Genomic DNA, 26,253 nt, shown 5'->3' with positions numbered 1-26,253 from the left:
TGCTCGGTGTTGTCCTTAATTATTCCGGACAATACCGATCAGCTGTTTCGAATATATGGCAAACAGGAAACCTGACGGACATTTTTCTTGTGTAACACAGATCTTACGGTCGGCTGAGCGCGCTGACGTTCACGTTGGTTGGGTCAGTGGCTTGACCGGCAGCCGAAGCAAGCATCCCTTCGAGTACGTGCTTGCCGAGTGCATTGTCGGCAGGCAACTCGATCGGGTACTTGCCGGTGAAACAGGCAGTGCAGAGCCGTGATTCAGGCTGCTCGGACGCCGCGATCATTCCTTCGGTGGAGATGTAGCCGAGCGAATCGGCACCGATCGCCTGACGGACGCCTTCGAGAATGCCGTCCTCGGAGTCGACGCCGTTGGCGATCAGCTCTGCCGGAGAAGCGAAGTCGATGCCGTAGAAGCACGGCCAGCGAACCGGCGGGGATGCGATGCGCACGTGAATTTCCAGCGCTCCAGCCTCGCGCAGCATCCGGATGAGCGCGCGCTGGGTGTTGCCGCGCACGATCGAATCGTCCACCACCACCAGGCGCTTGCCTCGAATGACCTCTTTGAGCGGGTTGAGCTTGAGACGAATGCCGAGCTGTCGAATGGTCTGAGACGGCTGGATGAATGTACGTCCGACGTAGGCGTTCTTCATCAGGCCCTGGCCGTAGGGGATTCCCGAGCCCTGCGCGAATCCGATCGCTGCAGGCGTACCCGACTCGGGTACCGGGATGACGAGGTCGCCTTCGGCCGGATGTTCCTTGGCAAGACGACGACCGATCTCGACGCGAGTGGAGTTCACCGAACGGCCGCCGATGACGCTGTCCGGCCGGGCGAGGTAGACGTACTCGAAGATGCAGCCCTTGGGCTCCGGCGCGGCGAAGCGCGAGGACCGCACACCGTCGGCGTCGATCGCGAGAAGTTCACCGGGCTCGATGTCCCGCACGAATGCGGCGCCGACGATGTCGAGAGCCGAGGTCTCGCTGGCGACAACCCAGCCGCGGTCGAGACGACCGAGGCAGAGCGGACGAATACCGTGCGGGTCACGCGCGGCGTAGAGCGTGTGCTCATCCATGAACGTGAGGCAGAACGCACCCTTGAGCGTCGGCAGCAATTCCATTGCGGCCTGCTCGATGGTGCGGTCAGCTGCTTTGTGCGCAAGTAGCGCCGTGACGACGTCGGAATCGGAGGTTCCGTTGCCCTGCAGGCGGTCGTTGATGAGACCTTCTTCACGAGCGCGCGTCGCCAGTTCGGCGAAGTTGACGAGGTTGCCGTTGTGACCGAGCGCAATGCCCGTTCCCGCGGTGGTGGTGCGGAAGATCGGCTGCGCATTCTCCCAGGTCACCGAACCGCTGGTGGAGTAACGACAATGCCCGATCGCGACGTGCCCCGGCATGGCGCCGAGTGTCTGCTCGTCGAACACCTGACTGACGAGACCGAGATCCTTGAACACCAGGACTTGAGACCCGTCGGAGACGGCAATACCTGCAGCCTCCTGACCTCTGTGCTGCAGCGCATAGAGCCCGTAATAAGAGAGCTTGGCCACATCCTCCCCAGGGGCCCATACTCCGAATACGCCACACTCTTCGCGAGGCTCGTTTTCGGGTTCGTCGATAGGTTTACCTACCGGAAGATTTGGACTTGTCACCGATAGATCGGCTGAGGTCACAGCACTGCTCCCTACGAGGGGTGGGCGGGGGGCCAAGCCCAGTCTACGGGCACACAGAGCGAGTCAACGCATCGTGGGCGAGCGGCATTCCCGGGAAGTCCATTTTCCGGTCATCTCCCGTCCACGCACCAGCATGTGCGTCTGCCTGGAGGAAAGAACTCAGGCCCGCAGGATCGGCAACCAGTGACCCACTTCGGCTGCTCGGCTGCCCGACGCGGTGATCGAACCGTCGGCCAATGCATCGTCGAACGCTCGGACTCCGGTGGCAACTTCGAGCCAGGTACGCGGATCGGTCTCGACGACATTGGGCGGAGTCCCCCTCGTGTGGCGGGGCCCGATGATGCATTGCACGGCGACGAACGGCGGCACCCGCACTTCGACGCTCGATCCGGGTGCTATCTGAGCAAGGGTGCGGGCTGTTGTGCGGACTGCGTCAGCGACGGCTGCGCGCTGCGGCTTGTCCACCGAATCATCACGAACCCAATCCGCGACGGCGAGCACCGCTGCCCGTACCTGCTCGGGGGTGACGATTTTGCTCGGAGCCATGAAGTTCAGCCTAGGACTGACTGGTCCGAACAGGAAAACTACGGGCTGCCAGCACTGCGCCCGAGGCATTGACGGCGTAGTGCAGCAACGCGGGCGCCAGCACACTCCCACTGCGGCGGCGCAGCCACGAGAACAACAGACCTGCAAGAAATGTCCCCGCGACCGTTCCGACAACAGAATCTCCCGCCGAACGCGCAGGGTGAATGTGCCAGAGTCCGAAGAAGATCGGCGACAGCGCAGGCGAGAGGGCGTCGAACACGCTGCGGAACACCAGCTCCTCGGTGACCACTGTCCCCACGGGGATGAGAAAGAGCACCCACTCCGCCAGATCGTCGTCCGAGCGCCTCACCCGCTCGGCCAACGCAGGAACTGCCGCGACGACCACCGAACCGAGCACTGGCACAACAGCAGCCCCGAGTCCCCACCGAAGACCGCTGCGCAGCCTAACCAGCCCGAGATCCGAAGCTCGCATACCGCTCAGCGCGACGAGCGAGACCCCGAAACCGGCATTCGCCAACGCTCGCTGACGAGCCGACAAATTCAGAGCAGGCACGACGGCCGTGCTCCACGCCGTCGCGACAGCCCCGAAGACCAACGGTCTCGGTCTCACTTCTCGGGGCCGTCCCGGCCTGCAAAGTCCTCCATGACGGCGCGGACCTTCTCGGTGTCGTCTTTGGTCCAGCCCTCGGGGGCAGCGACGGCGACCCAGCCGTCGAGCACGAGGGTTCCGTAGTTGTGGCCGTGGCCGTCCGGGACGCCTGCCGCGTTGGTGAGGTCGGCGGCGACCTGCCAGAAGGTGACGATGGGGAACCATCGCATGTCCGGTAAGCGGTCGGGTCCTGGAGCTTCGGACAGCCAGTCGGGCCGCTCGAACAGCAGGTCAGGGGACCACCACACGACGGGGTCGGACGCGTGCTGGACATACAGAACTCGGGGACCGAGCCACGGTTGGCCGTCGGGCGGAATTCCACTCGAATTGTCCGCGAAACGAACGACGAGGCCATCGGCGTAGACGGGCCGTACCTCCGGGCTACCGGGGTCGCGGCGGGTCACGAACTGCGACCAGAGGTTGTTCGCGTTCGGTGGCCCGACCCACAGGACACCGTCGACACTGTCGCGGATTTCGGCCAGTCCGCTGAATGCGCCCTCACCGGACTGGGTTCCGAGGCTTTCTCCATAGACGTACAGTCGCGGACGGGTCTGCTCGGGCTCCTGCAACCAACGCGCACGAACCTTGTCGATCAGCGCTTTGCCCGCTTCGGCCGCCTTCTCACGCTCGGCGAGGAACGAGATCCAACTCGGCAGGTACGAGTACTGCGCTGCGACGGTGGCCACGTCGCCGCCGAACATCAGTTCTTCCGCTTCGATCGCCGTCGGATTGACCCAGCCGGTGCCTGTGGTGGGAACGACGACGAGTGCCTTGCGCTGGAATGCGCCGGTGCGTTCGAGTTCCTGCACGACGATGTCCAGTTGTCGGTCCTGGGTGTCTGCGGTTTCCAGCCCTGCATACGCCCGGATCGGCTCCAGCGCAGGCTTGCCGAGCCCCTCCGAGATTTCGTCGCCGCTCAAGCCGCTGGAGACGAAGTTCCGACCCTCGAATCCGAGGCTGTCCCAGGACGCCAACGAACCGGGGCTACCGGACCGCTCAGCCGCCATGGGCTGCACAGCGCCCTCGCGCGTTTCGCTGTTCTGCGAACTGAATACCCAATTGGTGACGGTAGAGACGCCGCGCAACAGCACACCCTGAACCAGCGCGATGACAAGAACTACCACGATGATCACGCCGACGACGTTGGCCACCTCACGAGGCATCTTCACGAATCTGTTGATCTGGCGCACTATCAGTCGAACGAAGTCGCGCACCACCCGCATCAACGAGATAAACAGAGTTGCGATGAGAAGGCTCAGCGCCCCGGTCCTGAGGTAGCCGGTGGTGGTGGTTCCTTCCGCGTCCATCAACGCCGCAAGTTCTCGTTGCCACCCCGCGGACAGATACAGCATGTACATCGACGCGATCACCGCGATCGGCGCAATGGCGTACTTCAGCCGAAGTTCCCACTTGCGGGGCAGCGGCCACCACGCCTTGTTCGCGAGAAACCACCGTCGTACAGCCCATCCGAGAACAACGCCGAAACCGTAGCCGATCGCTGTGTTGATACCGCCGATGATTCCCTGAAACAGCCAATCACGCGGCAGCAGAGACGGAGTCAACGACCAACAGAAGAACAGTGCACTGAAAGCGATGCCGGTGAAGTCGAGTTTCAGCAGCCCCCACAGCCACATGACGAACAGGTGCTTGTCGGGAGAAGGTACCGAAAAGTCGATGGGGAGCCGGTAATGCGTATGTGCGCGTTCTACCGTGTCGTGATTGTTGTGGTCGACGCTCCCCGACTGCCCTATCGATGCTTCTGCCCTGGACACTGCCCTACCCGAAGAGTCGCGGAAGAGTGCTTTCGAAGGTGTCGCGGATCTCGGTCATCTTGACCGAGAACTGCCCCTGAACCTCGATTTCGTCCGAGCCTTCGTCGACGACGCCGATGCGCGTCCACGGCAGACCACGGGCGGTGCACATGCCGGTGAAACGAGTCTCCTCGGTGCGCGGCACTGCGACGAGCACACGTCCCGATGACTCGGAGAACAGGGCGACAAATGGGTCGACACCCTCGGGAAGCAGTATGCGGCAACCGGTTTCACCGGCGAGCGCGGCCTCGACGACTGCCTGCGCCAGGCCACCTTCGGACAGGTCGTGTGCGGCACTGACCAGGCCATCGCGCGAGGAGGCAAGCAGGATGTCGGCGAGAAGCTGCTCGCGAGCGAGATCGACCTTCGGCGGAACGCCCCCGAGATGGTCGTGCTCGACCTGCGACCAGATCGAACCGTCGAGCTCATCGTGGGTGTCGCCGAGCAGGATCAACGTCTCGCCGGGTTCGAGACCGAGTCCCGTCGGGATTCGGCGGTGAACATCATCGATCACGCCGAGGACGCCGACGACGGGCGTCGGGAGAATCGCTTCCGATCCGGTCTGGTTGTAGAAGCTGACGTTTCCGCCGGTGACCGGAATGCCGAGGGTGACGCAGCCGTCGGCGAGACCGCGTACGGCCTGCTGGAACTGCCACATGACGCCAGGGTCCTCCGGCGAACCGAAGTTGAGGCAGTTGGTGACGGCCGTCGGCGTCGCACCGGTGACGGCAACGTTGCGGAATGCCTCGGCCAGAGCGAGCTGCGCACCCTGGTACGGATCGAGCGCGGTGTAGCGACCCGACGCATCGGTGGCCAGCGCGATACCGCGTCCGGACTTCTCGTCGATGCGAATCACTCCGGCGTCAGCGTTCTCGGCAAGCACGGTATTCCCGCGGACGTAACGGTCGTACTGCTCGGTGATGAACTTTCGGCTGCACAGTTGCGGCGAGCCGATCATCTTCAGCAGTGTCGCCTTCAGTTCGTCGGCGGTTTCGGGTCGCTTCAGCGAGCGCGTGGTGTTCGCGATCAATGCGTCCTGGTTCGCCGGACGCTTCACCGGGCGCGAGTAGACCGGGCCGTCGTGCGCGACGGTCTTCGGCGGTACGTCCACTACCGTTTCGCCGTGCCAGGTGATCTCCAGGTTGTCGCCGTCGGTGACCTCACCGATGACGGTTGCCAGCACGTCCCACTTCTTGCAGACGGCCATGAACGCATCGACGTTGTCCGGGGTGACGACGGCGCACATGCGCTCCTGCGACTCGCTCGAGAGCACCTCCGCCGGGGTCATGCCGGTGGCGCGCATCGGAACCTGCTCGAGCGCAATGTGCATACCGCCGCTGCCGGCAGACGCCAATTCCGAGGTAGCGCAGGACAATCCGGCACCGCCGAGATCCTGGATACCGACGACCAGCTTGTTGGAATACAGCTCGAGGCACGCCTCGATGAGGACCTTCTCGGCGAACGGATCGCCGACCTGAACTGCGGGCAATTTTTTACGACCGCCACCGGTCTCGTCGCCGTCGAAAGTCTCCGACGCGAGAACAGACACGCCGCCGATGCCGTCGAGACCCGTGCGAGCGCCGAACAGAATGATCTTGTTGCCCAGGCCCGACGCGAACGCGAGGTGCATGTCCTCGACGCGCATGACGCCCGCACACAGGGCGTTGAGCAGCGGATTGCCGGCGTAGGAGGCGTCGAACACCGTCTCGCCGCCGATGTTGGGGAGGCCCAGCGAGTTTCCGTAACCGCCGACGCCGGAGACGATGCCGGACAGAACACGGCGAGTGTCGGGGGCATCGGCAGCACCGAACCGCAGCTGATCCATGACGGCGATCGGACGGGCACCCATGGCCATGATGTCGCGGACGATGCCGCCCACACCGGTCGCGGCACCCTGGTAGGGCTCGACGTACGACGGGTGATTGTGGCTCTCGACCTTGAACGTGACGGCCCAGCCGTCACCGACGTCGACGACGCCGGCATTCTCACCGATGCCGGCGAGCATGGATTTGCGCATCTCGTCGGTTGTCGTCTCACCGAAGTACTTCAGGTGGACCTTCGAGGACTTGTACGAGCAGTGTTCGCTCCACATGACCGAGTACATCGCCAACTCGGCGTCCGTCGGCCTGCGGCCGAGGATCTCCTTGATGCGGGCGTACTCGTCGTCCTTCAAGCCGAGTTCTTTGAACGGCTGCGCCACATCAGGAGTAGCTACTGCAGCTGAGACAGTGTCAATTTTTACAAAGCTGTCGGACACGAGGAGTGGGGTCCCTTCCTGGAGCGAAATGCCAGGGAGAGTCTATCCGTGCAGGGTGACAGGCCCAAAAGCACCGTGCGAACATAACCCGATGGACATCGCGTTGACCGAGGACGATCTGGACGAATCGGGCGTCCTGACGCCTCAGATGGTGGTCAAGGGTGTCGATATTCCCCGCAAGGCGCTGGTCTGCTTCTTTCAGGAAGTGATCGAATCCATAGCTGGTCAGGGTCGTGCACGGGTGTTGTCGGTGCTCAGATCCGAGCACGGTGAGCATCCCGTGTACGAGATCGAGCGCGGTGGCGAGCGCCTTGCTGTGTTTCACCCGGGCGTCGGCGCACCCCTGGCTGCGCTCTTCCTGGAAGAAGCCATCGCACTCGGATGCACCGAGTTCGTGGCTGTCGGCGGCGCAGGCGCTCTGACCGACGACCTCGGCATGGGCCACGTGATGGTGGTCGAGAGCGCACTGCGCGACGAGGGAACCTCGTTCCACTATCTGCCGCCGGGACGCATCGTCGAGGCTGATCCCGACGGTGTCGCGGTGCTACAAGCGGTGTTGAGTGAGGCGGGGATCGACTTCGTCACCGGTCGGTCGTGGACCACCGATGCGATCTATCGCGAAACCAGGAGCCGAGTGTCGAGGCGCGTCGACGAGGGCTGCTCGACGGTCGACATGGAGGCGTCGGCGTTCTGCGCGGTCGCCCAGTATCGCGGGGTTCGGTTCGCGCAGCTGCTGTACGCAGGCGATTCGCTCGCTGCCGATTGGGAGCACCGGGGGTGGACCAAAGCCCAGTCGGTTCGCGAGCAGTTGTTCTGGCTCGCGGCCGATGCGTGTCTGCGGCTGGCGCCGCCCGTGCGTGTCTGAGTACCGCCGGACGTACGTTTCCGCTCACCGCTGCCGACCTGCCCGTGCGTGTTTTGGTACCGCCGAGCGTAGCAAAGCACTCACGGGCCGAAGGCGTTACTGAGCGGGGGCGAGGAACGCCGCCAACGCATCCGAATACGACGCGACGTCGGATGCTCCCATCAACTCTCGCGCCGAATGCATCGCCAACTGAGCCGCGCCGACGTCGACGGTCGAGAGCCCGGTGCGCGATGCCGTGATGGGACCGATGGTCGAACCGCACGGCAGATCGGCACGGTGGACGTAACGCTGCATCGGTACACCAGCCTGATCGCATGCCAGAGCAAAAGCACCGGCACCAGCGGAATCTGTTGCGTACCGGAGGTTCTGGTTGACCTTGAGGACGGGTCCACCGCCGAGCTCGATGCGATGAGCCGGCTCGTGCCGGTCTGGATAGTTGGGATGCGTCGCGTGCGCCATATCCCCCGAGGCACAGATGGATCCCGCCATCGTCCGCAGGAAGTCTTCGCGGCCTCCCCCGCGGCCCAACACGATTCGCTCCAGAACGGTATTGAGCAGATCCGAGAACGCACCTCGGTCGGACATACTGCCGACCTCTTCGTGGTCGAACAAGGCCAATACCGGTGTGTGAGCGGTCGGATTCTCTACTGCGGCAATCAAGGCTCGCGTGCCGGCATAGCAGGTTCCCTGATTGTCGAGCCTTGGCGCGCTAACCAATTCGGCTTCGACACCGACGACCGCACTGGGCGCCAGATCGTGCGTCATCAGTTCCCAGCCGAGAACGGCCGACGGATCGACGCCTTCTTGTTCGGCAATGAATCCCAAGAACGAACGAGGCGAATTACCTACTCCCCAGATGGCATTGACGTGACGCTGCGGGTCGAGGGTGACGCCCTTGCGGTCTTCGGACAGGTGGATCGCCAACTGCGGGACGCGCAAGATCGGTTCGTCGACCTTGACCAGCACCTCGCGCAGGCCATTGCCGTCCCGCACACTGAGGCGGCCGGACAAACCGAGATCACGGTCGAGCCACGAGTTGAGCCACGCGCCCCCGTACGGCTCGAGCCCTACCATCTGCCACCCAGCCGATGTCAGATCCGGATGCTGCTTGACCCGGAGGTTCGGGCTGTCGGTGTGACCGCCGACGATACGGAACGGTCCCTCGCTCTCGGTGCTCCACGCGACGAGCGAGCCGCCCCTGATGAGGTAGTACCGACCTGCCTCGGTCGGCCATGCCTCGGTCTCGTCGACCTCCACGAAGCCGACCTCTTCCAGCTGCACCGACACCGTGCGGCAGACGTGGAAGGGCGAGGGGGACACGTCGACGAAGTTGCACAAACCAACAGCGGAAGCTTTAGACGGCATGGAACCATTCTGTCATTTGCCGCCGCACGTGCGCTCCGCGCATGTGCGTGAAAATACGTCGCCTGGGACGTATTTCCGCGCACATGGGCCGAAGGCCCCTACGCAGAAACGATTGCGTCCAACGCAGAGTAGAAGATGCCGAGCCCGTCGTCGCTCGGTCCGGTGAGGGGCTCGGTGGCGTGCTCGGGGTGCGGCATTATTCCGACGACGCGGCCGTTGGCCGAAGAGATGCCTGCGATATCGCGCTGCGAGCCGTTCGGGTTGGATCCGCTGTAACGGAACACCACGCGGCCGTCGCCTTCGAGCTCGTCGAGTACCTTCGGCGATGCCTGGAACCGGCCTTCGGCGTTCTTGACCGGCACGAGGATCTCGGCTCCCGGTTCGTATCGCGAGGACCATGCAGTGTCGGTGTTCTCGACCTTCAGCCACTGGTCACGGCACACGAAGTGCAGCTTCTCGTTGCGGGTCAACGCACCAGGAAGCAAGCCGACCTCGCACAGGACCTGGAAACCGTTGCAGATTCCGAGGACGGGCATGCCGCCTTCGGCTGCCTTCACGACGGATTCCATGACGGGGGCGAACCGCGCGATGGCCCCGGCGCGGAGGTAGTCGCCGTAGGAGAAGCCGCCGGGAACGACGATGGCGTCGACATTCTTCAGGTCGGCGTCGGCGTGCCACAGGCTGACAGCTTCGCCGCCTGCGAGCGTGACGGCGCGTGAGGCGTCGACGTCGTCGAGAGTTCCGGGAAACGTGATCACACCGATACGAGCACTCATGAGAGTCGGGTGACCTTCCAGTCCTCGATCACGGTGTTCGCGAGGAGCGACTCGGCGATCTTCTCGAGCTCGGCATCGTCGACGCTGTCGTCGACCTCGAGCTCGAAACGCTTGCCCTGACGCACGTCGGAGACTCCGGCGACGCCGAGGCGACCGAGCGCACCTGCGATGGCCTGACCTTGAGGGTCGAGAATTTCGGCCTTGGGCATGACATCGACAACAACTCGGGCCACGTGGGAGCTCCTTGAAACGACAGAAATGATCGGTACCGGCAGGTCGGAGTCTACGCAGACCCGGCAGGACCTGTGAAACCGCGCTTACTGTGGAGTTATGCGACTGACTCACTTCGGACACTCGTGCTTGCTGGTCGAACTGAACGGCACAACCGTGCTCTTCGACCCGGGCAACTTCTCCCACGGTTTCGACGGCATCACCGGCCTCGACGCCATTCTGATCACCCACCAGCATCCAGATCACGTCGATCAGGGGCGCCTTCCCGCTCTGCTGGAAGGCAATCCGGGGGCGGCGCTGTACAGCGACCCGATGACGGCGTCGCAACTCGGCGGACGTTGGACCGCGACCCACGCCGGAGATGTCTTCACCGTCGGCGGCATTCAGGTGACCGGCATCGGGGGCACCCACGCGGTGATCCACCCCGAACTTCCCGTGATCGACAACACTGGCTTTCTTCTCGGCACCCCCGAAAATCCAGCGGAGCTGATGCATCCGGGCGACTCGCTGTTCGTGCCCGAGCAGACGGTCGACGTGCTGGCACTGCCCACCGCGGCGCCGTGGTCGAAACTGTCCGAGAACATCGAGTTTCTCCGCGCGGTCGCACCGCGGGTTGCGTTTCCAATCCACCAGGCCACGATCGCCGAGCAAGCCCGTGGCATCTATTACGGCCGGTTCAAAGAAATGTCCGACGCCGATTTCCGAGAGCTTCCGGAGGAATCCTCGGTCTCGATCTAGCCGGTGACTTCGGTCGGCAGAGTATCGCGCATGGTCACCGTCGAGCCGTCCCACTCGTAGCGGATGGATGCAGGCCCTCCCTGCGGATCGGCGAAAGCCTCGTCGCCGACGAGCCACCGATAGCCGATTGTGATGGTGTCCGCGGTCTGACCGGACACCGACGAGAAGCTGTAGGGCTCGAGCGTTGCGGTGCCGAGGTAGACGCCGTCGGCGAAGAACAGATGGTGGTCAGGGGTGCTGGATGTCGCCATGGGCGCGGTCGCGGAGACCCAGGTGAACAACGCGCAGGGATCACCCATGTCGTAGGCAACCCATGGGGTGCCGTCGAAATACGCGGGAATCGTTGCCAACGCGTTCGTCACCACGGGCGATCCCATCGAGATGCACTGCGCGGGCTGGGCGGGCGCTGCCTGGGGCGATCCGGCATCAGCGGTCGGAAGCAACCCCGGCGCGGGCACCGGCGCCCCGCTGACCACCGGCGGCAGGGCAGGGATCGACAGCTCCGGGGTCTGGGTGACGCTTTGCCTGCCCGGCGCCGCCGAGGATTCCGCCACAGCCGTCGCGTCACCGTCTTCGGAGTTTCCGCAGGCCACCAATGCCATCACGCTGATCGCCACGAGCAGAAGTTTCTTCATCTTGCCGCCTCGAAATCGGTTGCACCGTCGAGGAGTACATCTTCCGTACCGAAAGGTCCGTTACGTCACAATTGCATAAAGGCGACGGCTACGCAGCCTTGCGGACCGGACGTGGATGCTCGTACACACTCGGGACGGCACCGCTGTACATCGCGAGGTCGACGGCGTCGAGCATTGCCTGCCGAGGACCGGTTCTTCCCAATTGCTTTGCACTGATGGCCAATCGAACCAAGCCACCGCGCCGAGCGGTCCGGCCCGCCCCGATCACGAGTGCTCGGCACCACCACGGTTCGGCCTTGAATCCTTCACCGATACCCAGAACCCTCGCCCGCGTCACCGATCCGGTCTCGAAATCGTGAATTCCACTGATGCCCGCGATCATTCGGAATCCCGCGTCCGGGAGGGCGGCAACCGCACCGGGCGAGGCGATCCACCTCGGGGCCGCAAACACCCGGGTGCGCAGCCCGGTCTGTTCCATGACGCGGTCCGCCGCCATCAGCCGCAGCCTGGCCTCGTGCCGGGGTAACGCTGCGAACTCGGCGCGACGGTGTTTCGTCGCGGCCTGGTCGTACCCGTGCAGGACGATTGCATCGCCCCCGTCACGACGGTTACGCAGCCAGTCCTGAGTGCTCTCGTCCTGCGTCAGGCGATATTTGTCCTTCAAGCGAGGCGCAACGAGCAGCGACAGCGCGACGCCGCGCCTGTCGAGTTCACGCGCAAATTCTGCTGCGTGCTCGCAGGTGTCGTTGTTGATTCCGCTCACTGACACGATCAGTGCTCCAGACATGCCGCGAGCCTCGCACACCAGGGTGAACGAGGCTCGACGGGAGAATTGACCGCGTCTAAACGGCGATGGTTTCCTTCGGCAGGATCTTGTCGATCGCGGCCAGCACCTCGGGTGCGTCCGGCTCCGTGCGGGGACGGAAACGGTTGGTGACGACACCGTCCGGCGAGATCAGGAACTTCTCGAAGTTCCACTGAATGTCGCCTGCGTTGCCTTCGGCGTCCTCGGTCTTGCTGAGCTCGGCGTACAGCGGGTGCTGGTTCTCGCCGTTGACGTCGACCTTCTCCATCATCGGGAAGGTGACGCCGTAGGTGGTCGAGCAGAACGATTCGATTTCCTCGGCAGAGCCTGGTTCCTGTGCGCCGAACTGGTTGCACGGGATGCCGATGACCGACAGGCCCTGGGCAGCGTATTCGGTGGCCAATTTTTCCAGCGTGGCGTACTGAGGAGTCAAGCCGCACTTCGAGGCGACGTTGACGATCAGCACTGCCCTGCCGGCGTACTCATCGAGCGTGGTGGGCGCACCGCCCAGCGTATTGATGCCGATGTTCTGGACTTCAGTCATCATCCGAACTTACCTGTGAGCACCCCGTGAAGAAGAATTGACCGTACGAAGAGCAGAAAGAACGGCCCCTTGATGTGGGGCCGTTCCATCTGTTCTTTTCCGAACCGGGCGCTGGGGGGGTGCGCAGCGCCCGGCAGGTCCTAGGCCGTGGTGGCAGTCTTCTGTAGCTCGACCCGCTTGTCGTCCTCGGGCAGGTGATCGTCGATCATCGTCGCCTCGTCGAACGGCAGGTTCCCGTCGAGCACGGTTTTGACTCTCGATGCATCGAGCGTCTTGGTCCACGTTCCCACCAGAAGGGTTGCAACGGCGTTGCCGGAGAAGTTCGTGACCGCGCGGGCTTCGGACATGAACCGGTCGATACCGACGATCAGGCCGATACCGTCGAGCAGCTCGGGGCGGTGGCTCGACAGGCCGCCGGCCAGGGTTGCCAGGCCGGCACCGGAGACTCCGGCTGCACCCTTGGAGGCGATGATCATGAACAGCAGGAGCGAGAACTGCTCGGGAATCGACAGCGGCAGGTTCATGGCGTCGGCGATGAAGATCGAGGCCATCGTCAGGTAGATGGCGGTGCCGTCGAGGTTGAACGAGTAGCCGGTGGGAACGACTATGCCGACGGTGGTGCGCTCGACGCCGACGTGTTCCATCTTGGCGATCAGACGCGGCAAAGCCGACTCCGACGAGCTGGTCGCGACGATGAGCAGATACTCACGTGCCAGGTACTTCACGAGCTTGAAGATCGAGAAGCCGGTGACGAAGCGCAAAATCAGGCCGAGGAAACCGAAAACGAAGATGATGCAGGTGATGTAGAACGCCAGCATCAGGGTGCCGAGCTGGATGACGGCGTCGAATCCGGTAGCACCGACGACTCCAGCGATGGCACCGAAGGCGCCGATCGGGGCAAGCCACAGGATCATCGTCAGGATGCGGAAGACGAGCTTCTGCACGGCGCCGATGCCCTTGAGGATGCCCTCGCCCTGCTTACCCATGGCCTGCAATGCGAAGCCGACGAGGATGGCGACGAACAGCGTCTGCAGCACTGAACCCTCGGTCAGCGACGAGAGCAGCGACGTCGGGATGATTCCGGCGATGAAGTCCATGGTGCCGCCGGCCGCCTCCGCGGTCTTCACGAGGTCGTCGGCTCCGCCGCTGGCCGGGATGTCCAGACCGTCACCGGGTTGAATTAGGTTGCCGACGACCATGCCGATGCCGAGCGCGATGGTCGACATACTCAGGAAGTACGCCAGTGCCAAGCCGCCGACCTTGCCGACGCTGGCGGCCGCTCGCACCGATCCGATACCGAGGACGATGGTGCAGAAGATGACCGGGCTGATCATCATCTTGATCAAGCTGACGAACAGGGTTCCAAGAACGGCGAGTTCGACGCCGACGTCTTTCCAGAGAAGGCCGACAATGACGCCGGCGACCACGGCGATGATCACCGCGATGTAGAGCCAGTGAGTCTTGTCGCGCTTCTTCTTCGGTTCCGGTGTTGGGTCCTGGTGTCTGTCAGCGTCGATGCTGGTAGTCATGAGTACGTCCTTTGTGACTAATGGAGTGAGTTGGATCACCCCTCGCTAAGGACGATGTTGGTTGAAATCGTGACGACAGTCACGAATACGTTCATTCTGTTCACAGGTTCGAGGAAAGAAACGAGGCACGACAACGTGGCGAAGCGTCCGACCAGCGTCGCGGGGCAGGTTCTTGTCCTGCAATTGGTCGTGACAGCCGTCATCGTGCTCGCCGGCGGGATCCTCACCGTCATCAACGAACGATCCAACAGTGACGATGCGACGCGGCGGGAAGTCATTGCCGTGGCGGCCAGCATCGCCAACGAACCGTCGACCCCACTGGCGATCGCATCCAATGACCCCACCGCCTATCTGCAGCCCGAGACCGAGCGAATTCGGAAGGTCACCGGTGTCGACTTCATCGTCGTCATGGCTCCGGACCGGACCAGGTTCACCCACACCACCGTCGACCTGATCGGTAAGCCGTTCAGCGGGAACATCGATCGCGCACTTGCCGGTGAGACGTTCACCGAGACCTATGTGGGATCACTCGGCCCTTCGATTCGGTCGGTCACTCCGGTAACCGACGACGGTGGTCGGATCGTCGGACTCGTGTCGGCGGGTGTCACAAGGGCGAAGATCAGCGATCAATTCGTGTCGGGGTTGCCGCTCATCATCGGCGTCGTGATCGCCGCGTTCATCGTCGCGACGATCGGTTCGGTGCTGCTCAGCCGCCGTCTGCGGCGGCAAACCCTCGGGATGGCGCCGGCGGAGCTGCGCACCATGTACGAGCATCACGACGCCGTCCTGCACTCCATCAGCGAGGGCTTGGTCGTCTTCGGGAAAAACGACTCCGCGGAGATCGTCAACGACGAGGCGAGGCGCCTTCTCGATCTGCCCGACGGCCCGGTGCGCCGGGAGGATCTGCCGGAATCCTTGCAGCACTTGGAACCTGGATCGTTGAACGGCGAGCTGCATCTCACCAGCTCCCGCATCCTCGTCGTCAATCAGGATCCGGTCATGTGGGAGGGGCGACGTCTCGGCGACGTTCTCAGCATCCGCGACCGCACGGAACTCCAAGGCGTGATGGGCGAACTCGACTCGATACGCGGCTTCGCCGAATCGTTGCGCTCACAGGCCCACGAGTCGGCCAACCGCCTGCACACGGTGATCACGATGGTCGAACTCGGACGCCCGAACGAAGCCGTGGAATTCGCGACGGCCGATCTGGAACTCTCGCAGCATCTCATCGACCGACTGATGGGAAACGTCAACGAGCCTGCGCTCGCTGCACTGCTGCTCGGCAAGGTCGGTCAAGCCGCCGAGCAGGGGGTGGAACTGACGATCACCGAAGACACTGCACTCGATCACGCGGGTATCGTCACTCCACGCGAATTGGTCACGCTGGTCGGCAATCTGATAGACAATGCAATCGATGCGTCGAAAGAATCCGATCAGCCGTGGGTCGAAGTGACAGTACGTGATTCGTCGTCGGAACTGGTGGTAAGGGTGTCCGACAGCGGCCCCGGTATGGATGACGACGTATTGAAGACGGCTCTCACCCGCGGCTACTCCACCAAGGCAGGTTCACGGGGACTCGGGCTCGCCCTCGTCACTCAGGTCGTCTCGCGGTATCGCGGTGCGCTGACCTCCGAGGTCACCTATGGCTCGGTGCTCACAGCAAAAATCCCGGTAGGGCATTCGTCGTGATCAGGGTGTTGATCGTCGAGGACGAGGTGCTCATCGCCGAGGCGCACAAAACGTACGTCGAACGCGTACCCGGGTTCACCGTTGTCGGCATGGCGCACACGGGATCGCGTGCAATGCGTGCGGCAAGCGAGGCGGAAACGCCGATTGATCTGGTACTGCTGGACATCGGCTTACCCGACGCCAACGGCATCGATGTTGCCGCTGCGCTCGGTGGTCTGCGGCCGAGCCCGGACGTCATCGCCATCACCTCCGAACGAGATCTGGCGGTAGTGCGGTCCGCCGTCGCGCACGGCGTGGTGCTGTATCTGTTGAAGCCGTTCACCTTCGCGGCTTTTCGAGACAAACTGGAACGCTACCGCGAGTTTCACGACGCCCTACCGGCAGGTGAGAACGCAGCCAGTCAACGAGATATCGATCGGGCAATGTCGCACCTGAGGACCGCCGACGAGCGGGCGTCCACTCCCAAAGGTATTGCACCGCAGACGATGGACGGGGTCACCGCCATCGTCCGCGATGCACCGGGCGGACTGAATGCATCCGAGGCCGCCAAACTCGTCGGTGTATCCCGAGTGACGGCGTGGCGGTACCTCGAACGACTCGCCGACGACGGCCTGGTTACCCGGAACACCGAGTACGGCAAGGCCGGTCGGCCTCAAGTTCGGTACGTCTGGCGCTGACGCGCATGTGAGTGGAAATACGTCACAGGCGACGTAGTTCCACTCACATGGCGCCGGTCGCGCTCACGATCCAGGCGTACTCGAACGCCGCCTCTTTCCACTTCTCGTAACGCCCGCTGACACCGCCGTGCCCTGCGCTCATCTCGGTCTTGAGTAGCAATTCCGAGTCGCCGGTCTTGGTTGCACGCAGCGCCGCAACCCATTTCGCGGGTTCGACGTACAGCACACGGGTGTCGTTGATGGATGTAATCGCGAGGATCGACGGGTAGTCCTTGGCTTCGATGTTCTCGTAGGGGCTGTACGACTTCATGTACTCGTACACCTCCTTGTCCGCCAACGGGTTACCCCACTCGTCCCATTCGATGACCGTCAAGGGAAGCGACGGATCGAGGATCGAGGTCAGCGGATCGACGAACGGCACGTTCGCGAGGATGCCGTTGAACAATTCCGGCGCCAGGTTCGCGACGGCACCCATCAACAGCCCACCGGCGCTACCACCGTCGGCGACGAGATGCTTCGGCGCCGTACGACCGGAGTCGATCAGATGCTCTGCGGCAGACACGAAGTCGGTGAAGGTGTTCTTCTTCGTCAGCGTCTTGCCGTTCTCGTACCAGTGCCTTCCCATCTCACCGCCGCCGCGCACGTGTGCGACGACGAAGACGATGCCGCGATCCAGCAGCGACAAGCGGGCTACCGAGAACGACGGATCCATCGACGCCTCGTACGAGCCGTAGCCGTACAGAAGCGTCGGAGCAGGGCCCTCGGGGACGTCCTTGCGGTGCACGACCGACAGGGGAATTCGTGTTCCATCCGGCGCCACGGCCCAATCCCGATGCTGCACGTAATCCGAAGCATCGAAATCCCCGAGCACCGGCTGCGACTTACGCAGCAGCAGCTCGCCTGTCGCGAGCACGTAGTCGTACACCTTGCCGGGCGTGGTGAACGAGGTGTAGGCCATGCGCAGCAGTGGCTGCGTCCATTCGGGATTCGAGCCGGAGCCGACGGCGAACAGCTCCTCCTCGAACTCGAGCTCGTGGTACTCGCCGTAGCCGTCGGGACCCAACGGCCAGATAGCCAAGCGCGTCAATGCTTCCCGGCGGTAGCTGAGCACGAGGTGATCAGCGAAGGCGTCGGCATCTTCGAGGCGCACGTCCTCGCGATGCTGGATGAGAATGGTCTGATTCGCTGGATCGTCGACGGGTGCGTCGGCGAGCAGAAAGTTCTCGGCCTTCTCCCCGGCGGTTCCCCAACCGTTGACGGAACCGTTGTGCTGGATGAGGAATCGATCCTCGCCCTTCACCACCGCATGTTCGACGCTGTACTCCACGCCTTCGACTCGCGGCAGTACGACGCGGAACTCGCCCTCGGGATTCTCCGATTCCAGGACGAGGCATTCGGAGGTGATCTTGGAGCCGACCCAGATCATCAGGTACTTCTCACTGCGAGTGGACCCGAAGCCGACCCAATAGCTCTCGTCCGGCTCGTGGAAGACCTTGACGTCCTGGTCAACCGGGGTGCCGAGTTTGTGGCGCCATACGGTGTCGGGGCGCCAGGATTCGTCGACAGTTTGGTAGAAGACGTGGCCGTGATCGATCGAGAAGGTCGCACCAGTGGAGACCTTGTCGATGGTGTCGCTCAGCAACTCACCGGTGCGAAGATCCTTGAAGCGCAGTGTGTATCGCTCGTCGCCCTCGGTGTCGGTCGAATACGCCAGCAGGTTGCCATCCTGGCTGATCGAGAACGCACCGAGGGAGAAGAAGTCATGGCCTTCGGCTTCGAGGTTCGAATCGAGCAGGATCTGCTCCTTCGGAACGTGGCCGGACAGGGTCGGAGGTGTCCAGTCGTCGGGGGAATCGACGGGGCAGCGGCACGAGAGCCCGTAGGACTTGCCCTCGATGGTGCGCGAGTAGTACCACCACTCGCCCATGCGCGTCGGTACCGAGAGATCGGTTTCCTGAGTACGCGACTTGATCTCGTCGAAGATCTTTCCGCGGAGCTCTTCCAGACCGGCCGTCTGCTGCTCGGTGTAGGCGTTCTCGGCTTCGAGGTAGGCAATCACGTCGGGGCTTTCCTTGTCCCGCAACCATTCGTAGTTGTCGACGAACGTATCGCCGTGATGTGTCCGCTCCAGCGGAACCTTTTTGGCGATCGGCGGAGTAACTGTCATGGCTTGACCCAATCCTCGAAGTTGAGACCCGAAATACGTTCGTAGGCCTCGATGTACCGTGCACGCGTCGCAGCGACGACCTCTTCGGGAAGTGCGGGCGGCGGGGTGTCGCCGTGGCGATCCCAGCCCGATTCGCCGGTGAGCCAGTCACGGACGTACTGCTTGTCGAAGCTCGGCTGGATGCGCCCTTCGGCATAACCGTCGGCTGGCCAGTAGCGGGAGGAGTCGGGAGTGAGGACCTCGTCGGCGAGCACTAGGTTGCCGTCGACGTCGAGTCCGAACTCGAACTTCGTGTCGGCGAGAATGATTCCGCGGTCAAGCGCGAAGTTCGCCGCGCGCACGTAGATTTCCAGCGTGTCCTCGCGCAGCTTGAACGCCAACTCCGCGCCGACCTTGTCGACGACGGCGTCGTAATCGACGTTCTCGTCGTGCTCGCCGAGCGCGGCCTTGGCTGCCGGAGTGAAGATCGGCTCCTCGAGCTTGCTCGATTCGACGAGCCCCTCGGGCAGTGCGACGCCGCACACCGCTCCGGTCCGCTGGTAGTCCGACAGGCCGGAGCCGGTCAGGAAGCCACGCGCGACGCATTCGATGGGCACCATCTGGAGCTTTTTGACGACGAGTGCGCGGCCGAGGAGTTCCTGGGGAATGCGTACGTCCAGCGGATCGCCCGCAAGGTGGTTCACTCCCCCGAGTTCCTCGAAGAAGAACACACTCATTGCCGTCAAGACGCGTCCCTTGTCGGGGATCGGCGTATCGAGGACGTGGTCGTAGGCCGAGATGCGGTCGCTCGCGACGAGGAGTAGGTGGTCGTCGTCGACGATATAGAGATCGCGAACCTTGCCGCCGGCCAGATGCTGGTAGCTGCTGAGAGTTGGGCGCACGAAGTCAACCCTATCTGGGCCTGATGAAGCTCCGCGTGTGTGACAGGAGAACAATGGTTGCTAATGGCAACGAACAGTGAACACGAAAGCAGCGGCGAAGTGGCGGCCGTCGGGTTCCGATCCGAACGTGGCCCGGTACTCATCGCGCTGATGCTCAGCACATCGCTCGTCGCCCTCGATTCGACGATCATCGCGACGGCGGTGCTCTCCATCGTCGGTGACCTGGGCGGCTTCAGCCAGTTCCCGTGGTTGTTCTCCATCTACCTGCTGGCCCAGGCCGTCTCCGTTCCGATCTACGGCAAGCTCGCAGATTTGTTCGGACGCAAGAAGATCATGCTGTGGGGCATCGGCGTGTTCCTGATCGGGTCGATTCTCTGCGGGCTCGCGTGGAGCATGCCGGCCCTGATCGCGTTTCGAGCAATCCAAGGGCTGGGCGCGGGGGCTGTCCAGCCGATGTCGATCACCATCGCAGGCGATATCTACACGCTGCGCGAACGCGCCAAAGTGCAGGGGTACCTCGCGAGCGTGTGGGCTATCTCCTCGGTGCTCGGGCCTGCCTTGGGCGGCATCTTCTCCGAGTTCCTGTCGTGGCGCTGGATCTTCTTCGTCAACATTCCGCTGTGCGGCCTCGCGGCGTGGATGCTGATCAGACGATTCCACGAGGGCGAGATGACTCGTCGCAAACCGAAGATCGATTATCTGGGTGCCGGCCTCCTCACGGTCGGAGCCGCGGCAATACTGCTGGCGCTGCTCGAAGGCGGTCAGTCCTGGAGTTGGTTCTCCGCGATCTCCATGTCGATCTTCGCTCTCGGCATCGCCTCGCTCGCACTGTTCGCCTGGCAGCAGACACGCGCCGAGGAGCCGATCCTGCCACTATGGGTGTTCACCCGACGCGTACTGGTGGTGTCAAGCACGGTCTCACTGCTCGTCGGCGCGATTGTGCTCGGGTTGACGTCCTACGTTCCGACGTTCGTGCAAGGCGTCCTCGGTACCGGGGCGATCGTCGCGGGGTTCTCGCTGGCGACCTTGACGATGGGGTGGCCCATCGCGGCGTCGATGTCGGGCAGGGTCTATCTCCGTTTCGGATTCCGCGCGACGGCGACGACCGGCGCGGCGATCACCGTGGTCGGGACCGCAATGGCGACGCTCATCACGGCCGATTCACAGATTTGGCAGGTCGCGGCGATGTGCTTTGTCGTCGGCCTCGGGATGGGTCTCGCAGCGAGCCCCACGTTGATCGCCGCGCAGTCCAGCGTCGATTGGGAGGAACGAGGCGTCGCGACGTCGACCAATATGTTCGCTCGGTCGATCGGGAGCGCAGTGGGGGTCGCGATCTTCGGCGCGGTTGTGAACTCGCGCATCTCCGGGCCGGGTGACCCGGATCCGAGCCAGCTCTCCGACGCCATCCACCTGGTTTTTCTGGGTATCGTCGGTGCTGCGGTGCTGATGCTGGTTGCGGCGACGCTGATGCCCGGCCACGTCAAGACCGGTGAACCCGACCCCGTGACACCAGATCGACGGTCAGCGTGACGGCGAGGGTCTGAGCCAGCAGCAGACCTGTCAGAACAAGAATTTGCACTGCGCCTGCTTGAATGGCCGATCCACTCGCCAACAGCACCCCGACGAACGCGCCGGGCAACGTCACCAGTCCTACGGTGCGAGTCTGATCGAGGCCTGGAAGCAGTGCATCGGATGCAGTCGGCCGAACCACTTCGAGGCGCGAGTCACGTTCGAGAAGGCCGAGACTGAGCGCTGCTTCGACTTCGCCGTGCCGGTCCGTCACAGCATCCAGTGCTCGACGGGCCGACAGAGACGTCGCGGTCATCGTTCCGCCCAGAATGATGCCGCCGACAGGAACGATTGCGATGCCCTGGATGGGAACGACCCCGGTGAGCAAGCACAGGGGCATCACGACGCCAACTCCCACCCCGAGAGGGAGGATGAGCCACAGCCCGGACCGGCCGGCTTCCGATCGCCGGATCGACGTGAAAGCGGCCGCCCCGAACATCACCAGCAGAACCAGCAACGACGACCAAAGATGTGCCAGTGCCGCAGCGAGAATCAGCGACACGGCGGCCAACTGCAGGAACCCGCGCACCGCAGCAGACGGAACCGTCCAGACCTCCCCGATTGCCGAGATCCGGTACACCAACGCCGCCAGCAACACCATGACAACGCACAACACTGCCAACGGAATGCCGGGCTCGGCCAGGGAGGAACTCACCCGGTAAGTCCACCATGTGCGTGGAAATACGTCCCAGAGGACGTATTCGCGCTCACATGGCTAGAGCCCGACCCGCTCCAACATTGCATCGAATTCTTCGCTGGCTTCGCCTTCGGTACGGCCGGCTTCCAGCGCGCCGTTGTACACCGACAACGCCTCTTCCTGGTATTTCTTGTACTTCTCCAACCACAGCTCCGAGTTCGCCCGCCAGTATCCGATGATCTCGAATTGCGTGACCGGGTATCCGAGTTCCTTACGGAAGTACTTTCGGACCGTGCGCGAGCACGCCGCCTCGCCCGCGAACCAGATGTAACCTTCGCCGTCCGGAAGCTCGTACTGCTTCGCCGCGTCGTCGAGCACGCTCGCCGAATCACCGTTGCCGGATCCGATTCGCCAGTCGTAGGTGACATCGCCCGCGGTCTCGAACTGCTGGATGTCCCCGCGTTCGAGCACCTCGACGATGGCGTGGGCTGTCGCGCCTGCCGGTAATTCCTCGATGATGCGTCCGAGCGCCGGAAGCCCGGTCATGTCGGCAAGGAACAATTGCCAGTCAGCGGTCTCGGGGACGCCGTACCAGGATCGTGGGCGTGTCCACACAATGGTTTGTCCCACCGCTGCATTCAGTGCCCAGGTAGCTGCGACGCCGCCCTCGTGCGCGAAAAAATCGATGACGAGTTGTCCTGCGGCAGCATCGAATCGACGGACGGTGTAGTTGCGCCCCTCGGGGACGGGCTCGACGTCGTAGTACCACCACTTGCCGTCGACCTCGGTCATGGCAGGCGGTACGTCCTCACCGGCGCGCGCGAAGAACAGCGTCACGCATTCGTCGGGTGCGCCGATGGATACGTACTGCGCGACGTCCTCGCCGCCGAACGTCACCCGCACCATGTGCGTCGTAAGCTGTTTCACAGCAACGACATCGGCAAAGTAGAAACCACGCTTGCTATCGGTCATCGTATGACCTCGCTGGACTCCGAAACTCGACCACTGTCGAACCCCACCCCAGGCTGCCGAACCGTACATCGCCCCCGACCGATGCGCTGATCAACGCACGTAGCTCGGCTTCCGTGCGACGACCGGACCCGTACAGGCACAATCGAAGCAAGTCTTCCTCGGTGTCGTGATCGTCGGATGTCGCCGGGTCGAGTACGTCGGTGATCACCACCACTCGTTCGGCCGATGCTGCGAGCGACGAGATCAGCAGGCGTGCATCGACATCAGGGTGAGCATCAACGAGATCGACTGCAATCGCCAGGTCCACCGGGGTTGCCAACGCAGTGAACTCACTGGCGTCGACGCAGTGCACCGCATCGCGGCGCGCCTGCGCGACGTCCGCGATGTTGCGCTGGTTCGAGGCGGGCAGCCCGACGAGCCCGATCTTCAACTCGGGGCGTTGACGGGCCAGCGTGTCGGCATATACCCCCGCGCCTTCCCCGTACATCGCGACGGTGGCGACACCGTCGAGGTCGACGGCGTCCAGCAACGCAGGCGCTCGGTAGACCGCACCGAAAGCAGCTTCTTCGTGGAAGTCTTCCGCGAACCCCGGCTCTACGGACTTGACGGCAAAACTGTGCGCCGGGGCGGCCATTCCGGTTCGCACAGTCTCGGTCAGCCCGAGAAACGAGAGTTCGAGCCGCGTGTGGATACTGCCGTAGTGCAACGCTTGGCTCGTGAACGTGTCCTGATCGGCGAGTATGGAACCCATCTCGGTGAGTGCGAACAGCTCACCGTCGATCGCCAGCAGATCAAGAAGAGTCAGGTGGCGCAGCAGCTTCGCCGTTGCTCCGGGATGCGTAGCGCATTCCGCAGCGATGGCATCGACCGTGTCGGCGCCGCTGTCGACGGCAGCGAACACCCCTAGCGTGACTGCCGTCCTGATGACCAACGGAGGCAACAGCTCCGACATCTCGTGCAGCTGCGATCCAGCGTCTCCCCCAGCATCGGCATCGACGACGGGAGTGTCTGCGCTCTGCTCACGCCTGCGCCAGTAACCTGCGATCTCGACGAATCGCTTGTCGATCTTCTTGTCCAGTTTCGCCCACCGCCGCAGTGGCTTGATGGTCAGCGCCTCTCCGGCCACCCACAGATACGGTTGACCCGGCCGCCACTGCGTGTTCTGTACCGCCTCGACGAGCCGAGAATCACCCCCGGACTCGGATCGGTACAACCATGTGATGTCCACGGCGGCAGCCGAGGTCAACTCTTGTCGGTGTGACGGTTCGGCCACCTCGACGACCACGGTCGCCTGCAGATCCGCAGGTAACTTTTCGAGGCAGTGCGCAATGGCAGGCAGGGCTGTCTCGTCTCCGGCGATCAGCATCCAGTCCACCTCACGAGGGAGACTCGATGAGTGTTTGGGCCCTGCTACCAGAACCTTCTCACCAGGGCGCACCGTACGTGCCCACGTTGCCGCGAGACCACCTTCGTGGGCGGCGAAGTCGAGAACAAGTTCGCGCTTGTCCTCGTCGAAGCTGCGCACGGTGTACGTGCGCCCGTATGGGAACGACCCCGCGGGCCAGTCGACTGTTCCGTCGTTGCAGTTCTTCGGCACCGGAAACGGTAGCGTCCCGGTTGCTGGGTCGACAGGGAGTACCTTGACGTCGTCGTCGAATCCGGTCGTACGGACCGGAGGTAGCTCGACGCCGTCGCGGACGTGTCTGTCCATCGACGGTCCGCCAACGGTGACCCGCCGCATGCCGGGGGTCACGTCTTCGACGCGGAGAACGTCCAACTCTCGAAGACAGATCGGAAACACTTGTACTTCACGGACGGTCCCCGCCATCTGAAAACTCCTCTTTCTCTCGATCGATCAATGTTCGCCGAGCGCGACTGCAACCCAGTGCGCCACGGTGGGGTCAGCTGCCAGCGTTGGGAAGTCGACGTCCGGTGCACCGGCAGACCGCCACCGTTCCACCAGACCCATGATGCGGATCGAATCCAGGCCCTCGTCCAGCAAATTGAGGTCGTCACCGATCGATTCCGGTAACTGATCCAGTGCGACGGCGATGTCACCGATAACAATTTCGCGGGTGAGCACGGTGAGAAACCTTTCTGTATGGGCATCTCTGTATGGGCATCGAGAATGCCGAGCACAGGGTCGGCAGGTGTCCGCCGACCCTCCAACGACTACGTGGCGAACATCTCCTGTATATCGTCCAGCGTTGCGATGACCCCGTCGTAGTCGGGGCGATAGCTCGTCGCGGGCAGTTCGTAGACCTTGTTGCCGGCGAAGGCGGGGAGGCCGGTGTAAAGCGGATCCTGCTGCAGCTCAGCGAGTGTGCGACCCGCGACCGGGACGACGAACATTACCGGTGCGGTGGCGACAGGTGCGAGCAACTCGGGACTGACGATGAACGAATCGCCCGAGCCGTACAGCTCCGGATTACCCGCTTTGGCGATGATGTCCTCCGGTTCGAAACCGACCTCGGACAGCAGTGTCGGAAGCGCCGCGGTCTGCGGAATGAACGACGGCTCATTGGTGCTCAGCGAGAGGAAGTACGCGACGGGGGAACCGGGAACGGTGATGGAGCCCTTGACCTCGGCGACCTTGTCCTCGTATGCCTGCAGCAAGCCCTCGACCTTGTCGCTTTCGCCGGCTGCCTCGGCGACCGCCTCCAACTCTCCCTGCCAGGTGTTCACCGTCGACGGGATCAGAACAGTCGGCGCGATTGCAGTGAGCTGGTCGTACGCCTCGCTGGCCAGAACTGCCGAGTAACCCTGTCCGCCAGCGATGATCAGGTCCGGCTCGGCCTGTGCGATTGACTCGATGTTCAGCTCTTCACCGGCGGGCAGTTCCTTGGTTCCCTGCGCCTCGGCCTTCTCGGCCCACTGCGGAGGGAACCCGCCATCGAGGTTCGTCACTCCGAGCAGCCGGGTGTCGGTGATGGCGATGGGAGCGTCGAGCGTGTACAGGTATCCAGCGAAACCGGCGGAGAGCACCGCGATGCGTTGCGGGTCGGCCGGAACCGTCACATCGCCTTTGTCGGTGGAGACCACCCGAGTCTCGCTTACTGCCGGTTCGCTACCGGCAGTGTCGTTGTCGGAGTCTGAGCTGCAGGCGGTCAGACCGAGGGCAACCATCGCCACCGACACACTGGCAACGAGGCGAAGGCCTCGTCGTCGAAATTCGAAATCGGACACTGCGGATCCTTTCGAGATCATCATCTTCGGTATTGCCGGACGGTTCGGTCGCCGC

Annotated in this window: 24 protein-coding genes; 5 read left to right on the top strand and 19 right to left on the bottom strand. The window is 63.3% G+C overall.

Annotated elements, in window-relative coordinates; all coding sequences use genetic code 11:
- Positions 1–103 precede the first annotated feature (103 nt).
- The 5 genes from purF to purL all read right to left on the bottom strand — a co-directional run bounded on the left by purF (position 104) and on the right by purL (position 6,932).
- Positions 104–1,669 carry an amidophosphoribosyltransferase gene (gene purF / locus QMK17_RS04535; protein WP_283507244.1) on the bottom strand — a complete coding sequence of 522 codons (1,566 nt, stop codon included), beginning with the start codon at positions 1,667–1,669 and terminating at the stop codon, positions 104–106.
- Positions 1,670–1,828: 159 nt separating this feature from the next.
- Positions 1,829–2,215 (bottom strand): sterol carrier family protein, encoded by a 387-nt coding sequence (locus QMK17_RS04530; RefSeq protein WP_283507243.1) that lies wholly within the window; start codon positions 2,213–2,215, stop codon positions 1,829–1,831.
- A 10-nt stretch (positions 2,216–2,225) separates the two neighbouring features.
- Positions 2,226–2,768 (bottom strand): CPBP family intramembrane glutamic endopeptidase, encoded by a 543-nt coding sequence (locus tag QMK17_RS04525; RefSeq protein WP_283507242.1) that lies wholly within the window; start codon positions 2,766–2,768, stop codon positions 2,226–2,228.
- 53 nt (positions 2,769–2,821) lie between these two features.
- Positions 2,822–4,540 (bottom strand): alpha/beta hydrolase, encoded by a 1,719-nt coding sequence (locus QMK17_RS04520; RefSeq protein ID WP_283507325.1) that lies wholly within the window; start codon positions 4,538–4,540, stop codon positions 2,822–2,824.
- Between the two features lie 100 nt (positions 4,541–4,640).
- Positions 4,641–6,932, bottom strand: coding sequence for a phosphoribosylformylglycinamidine synthase subunit PurL (gene purL, locus QMK17_RS04515; protein WP_283507241.1), 2,292 nt, complete (start codon positions 6,930–6,932; stop codon positions 4,641–4,643).
- Between the two features lie 91 nt (positions 6,933–7,023).
- On the opposite strand from purL, the gene QMK17_RS04510 reads away from it, so the two are divergent.
- Positions 7,024–7,797, top strand: coding sequence for a nucleoside phosphorylase (locus QMK17_RS04510; protein WP_283507240.1), 774 nt, complete (start codon positions 7,024–7,026; stop codon positions 7,795–7,797).
- Between the two features lie 96 nt (positions 7,798–7,893).
- Here QMK17_RS04510 and QMK17_RS04505 read toward each other — a convergent pair whose 3' ends face one another.
- The 3 genes from QMK17_RS04505 to purS form a co-directional block, all read right to left on the bottom strand.
- Positions 7,894–9,162 (bottom strand): M18 family aminopeptidase, encoded by a 1,269-nt coding sequence (locus QMK17_RS04505; RefSeq protein ID WP_283507239.1) that lies wholly within the window; start codon positions 9,160–9,162, stop codon positions 7,894–7,896.
- 98 nt (positions 9,163–9,260) lie between these two features.
- The gene (gene purQ, locus QMK17_RS04500; protein WP_283507238.1) at positions 9,261–9,938 is read right to left on the bottom strand and encodes a phosphoribosylformylglycinamidine synthase subunit PurQ; all 678 of its coding nucleotides are present in this window, start codon (positions 9,936–9,938) and stop codon (positions 9,261–9,263) included.
- Complete coding sequence (gene purS / locus QMK17_RS04495; RefSeq protein ID WP_068370576.1) at positions 9,935–10,171, bottom strand: phosphoribosylformylglycinamidine synthase subunit PurS; 237 nt, start codon at positions 10,169–10,171, stop codon at positions 9,935–9,937. The genes purQ and purS overlap by 4 nt, the downstream gene beginning before the upstream one ends.
- Before the next feature lie 97 nt (positions 10,172–10,268).
- On the opposite strand from purS, the gene QMK17_RS04490 reads away from it, so the two are divergent.
- A complete protein-coding gene (locus QMK17_RS04490) occupies positions 10,269–10,907 on the top strand; it encodes an MBL fold metallo-hydrolase (protein WP_283507237.1) in 639 nt (212 codons plus the stop codon).
- On the opposite strand, the gene QMK17_RS04485 is transcribed toward QMK17_RS04490, so the two are convergent.
- From QMK17_RS04485 to QMK17_RS04470, 4 genes are all read right to left on the bottom strand, one after another.
- On the bottom strand, positions 10,904–11,542 hold the full coding sequence (locus tag QMK17_RS04485; protein ID WP_283507236.1) for an LppP/LprE family lipoprotein: 639 nt from the start codon (positions 11,540–11,542) through the stop codon (positions 10,904–10,906). The genes QMK17_RS04490 and QMK17_RS04485 overlap by 4 nt on opposite strands.
- Positions 11,543–11,630: 88 nt before the next feature.
- Positions 11,631–12,329 carry a DUF2334 domain-containing protein gene (locus QMK17_RS04480; protein WP_283507235.1) on the bottom strand — a complete coding sequence of 233 codons (699 nt, stop codon included), beginning with the start codon at positions 12,327–12,329 and terminating at the stop codon, positions 11,631–11,633.
- A gap of 55 nt (positions 12,330–12,384) precedes the next feature.
- The gene (locus tag QMK17_RS04475; protein WP_283507234.1) at positions 12,385–12,894 is read right to left on the bottom strand and encodes a glutathione peroxidase; all 510 of its coding nucleotides are present in this window, start codon (positions 12,892–12,894) and stop codon (positions 12,385–12,387) included.
- Between the two features lie 137 nt (positions 12,895–13,031).
- Positions 13,032–14,420 carry a cation:dicarboxylate symporter family transporter gene (locus tag QMK17_RS04470; protein WP_283507233.1) on the bottom strand — a complete coding sequence of 463 codons (1,389 nt, stop codon included), beginning with the start codon at positions 14,418–14,420 and terminating at the stop codon, positions 13,032–13,034.
- 54 nt (positions 14,421–14,474) lie between these two features.
- On the opposite strand from QMK17_RS04470, the gene QMK17_RS04465 reads away from it, so the two are divergent.
- Both QMK17_RS04465 and QMK17_RS04460 read left to right on the top strand, forming a co-directional pair.
- Complete coding sequence (locus tag QMK17_RS04465; RefSeq protein WP_283507232.1) at positions 14,475–16,109, top strand: sensor histidine kinase; 1,635 nt, start codon at positions 14,475–14,477, stop codon at positions 16,107–16,109.
- Positions 16,106–16,786 (top strand): response regulator, encoded by a 681-nt coding sequence (locus QMK17_RS04460; protein WP_283507231.1) that lies wholly within the window; start codon positions 16,106–16,108, stop codon positions 16,784–16,786. Before QMK17_RS04465 ends, QMK17_RS04460 begins: the two co-directional genes overlap by 4 nt.
- Positions 16,787–16,829: 43 nt before the next feature.
- Here the strand turns inward: QMK17_RS04460 and QMK17_RS04455 are convergent, their stop codons facing one another.
- On the bottom strand, positions 16,830–18,953 hold the full coding sequence (locus QMK17_RS04455) for a S9 family peptidase (protein ID WP_283507230.1): 2,124 nt from the start codon (positions 18,951–18,953) through the stop codon (positions 16,830–16,832).
- Entirely contained in the window at positions 18,950–19,834 is an 885-nt protein-coding gene (locus QMK17_RS04450; RefSeq protein WP_283507229.1) for a phosphoribosylaminoimidazolesuccinocarboxamide synthase, read from the bottom strand. The genes QMK17_RS04455 and QMK17_RS04450 overlap by 4 nt, the downstream gene beginning before the upstream one ends.
- 63 nt (positions 19,835–19,897) lie before the next feature.
- Between QMK17_RS04450 and QMK17_RS04445 the strand changes: the two genes are divergently transcribed.
- Entirely contained in the window at positions 19,898–21,364 is a 1,467-nt protein-coding gene (locus QMK17_RS04445) for an MDR family MFS transporter (protein ID WP_283507228.1), read from the top strand.
- Here QMK17_RS04445 and QMK17_RS04440 read toward each other — a convergent pair.
- From QMK17_RS04440 to QMK17_RS04420, 5 genes are all read right to left on the bottom strand, one after another.
- Complete coding sequence (locus QMK17_RS04440) at positions 21,315–22,058, bottom strand: ABC transporter permease (protein WP_283507227.1); 744 nt, start codon at positions 22,056–22,058, stop codon at positions 21,315–21,317. The two genes, QMK17_RS04445 and QMK17_RS04440, sit on opposite strands and share 50 nt — an antisense overlap.
- Before the next feature lie 60 nt (positions 22,059–22,118).
- Positions 22,119–23,012: a siderophore-interacting protein gene (locus QMK17_RS04435; protein ID WP_283507226.1), complete on the bottom strand. Its 894-nt coding sequence runs from the start codon at positions 23,010–23,012 to the stop codon at positions 22,119–22,121.
- On the bottom strand, positions 23,002–24,840 hold the full coding sequence (locus QMK17_RS04430) for a siderophore-interacting protein (protein ID WP_283507225.1): 1,839 nt from the start codon (positions 24,838–24,840) through the stop codon (positions 23,002–23,004). Before QMK17_RS04430 ends, QMK17_RS04435 begins: the two co-directional genes overlap by 11 nt.
- Before the next feature lie 27 nt (positions 24,841–24,867).
- On the bottom strand, positions 24,868–25,095 hold the full coding sequence (locus QMK17_RS04425; RefSeq protein WP_283507224.1) for a phosphopantetheine-binding protein: 228 nt from the start codon (positions 25,093–25,095) through the stop codon (positions 24,868–24,870).
- 89 nt (positions 25,096–25,184) lie between these two features.
- Positions 25,185–26,198, bottom strand: coding sequence for an ABC transporter substrate-binding protein (locus tag QMK17_RS04420; RefSeq protein WP_336620124.1), 1,014 nt, complete (start codon positions 26,196–26,198; stop codon positions 25,185–25,187).
- Between the last annotated feature and the right edge of the window lie 55 nt (positions 26,199–26,253).

It is taken from the genome of Rhodococcus sp. G-MC3, from assembly GCF_030063335.1.
Classification (GTDB): Bacteria; Actinomycetota; Actinomycetes; order Mycobacteriales; family Mycobacteriaceae; genus Rhodococcoides.
The sequence above is the reverse complement of the archived record's forward strand: the minus strand, read 5'-3'. Positions and strand labels throughout refer to the sequence as shown.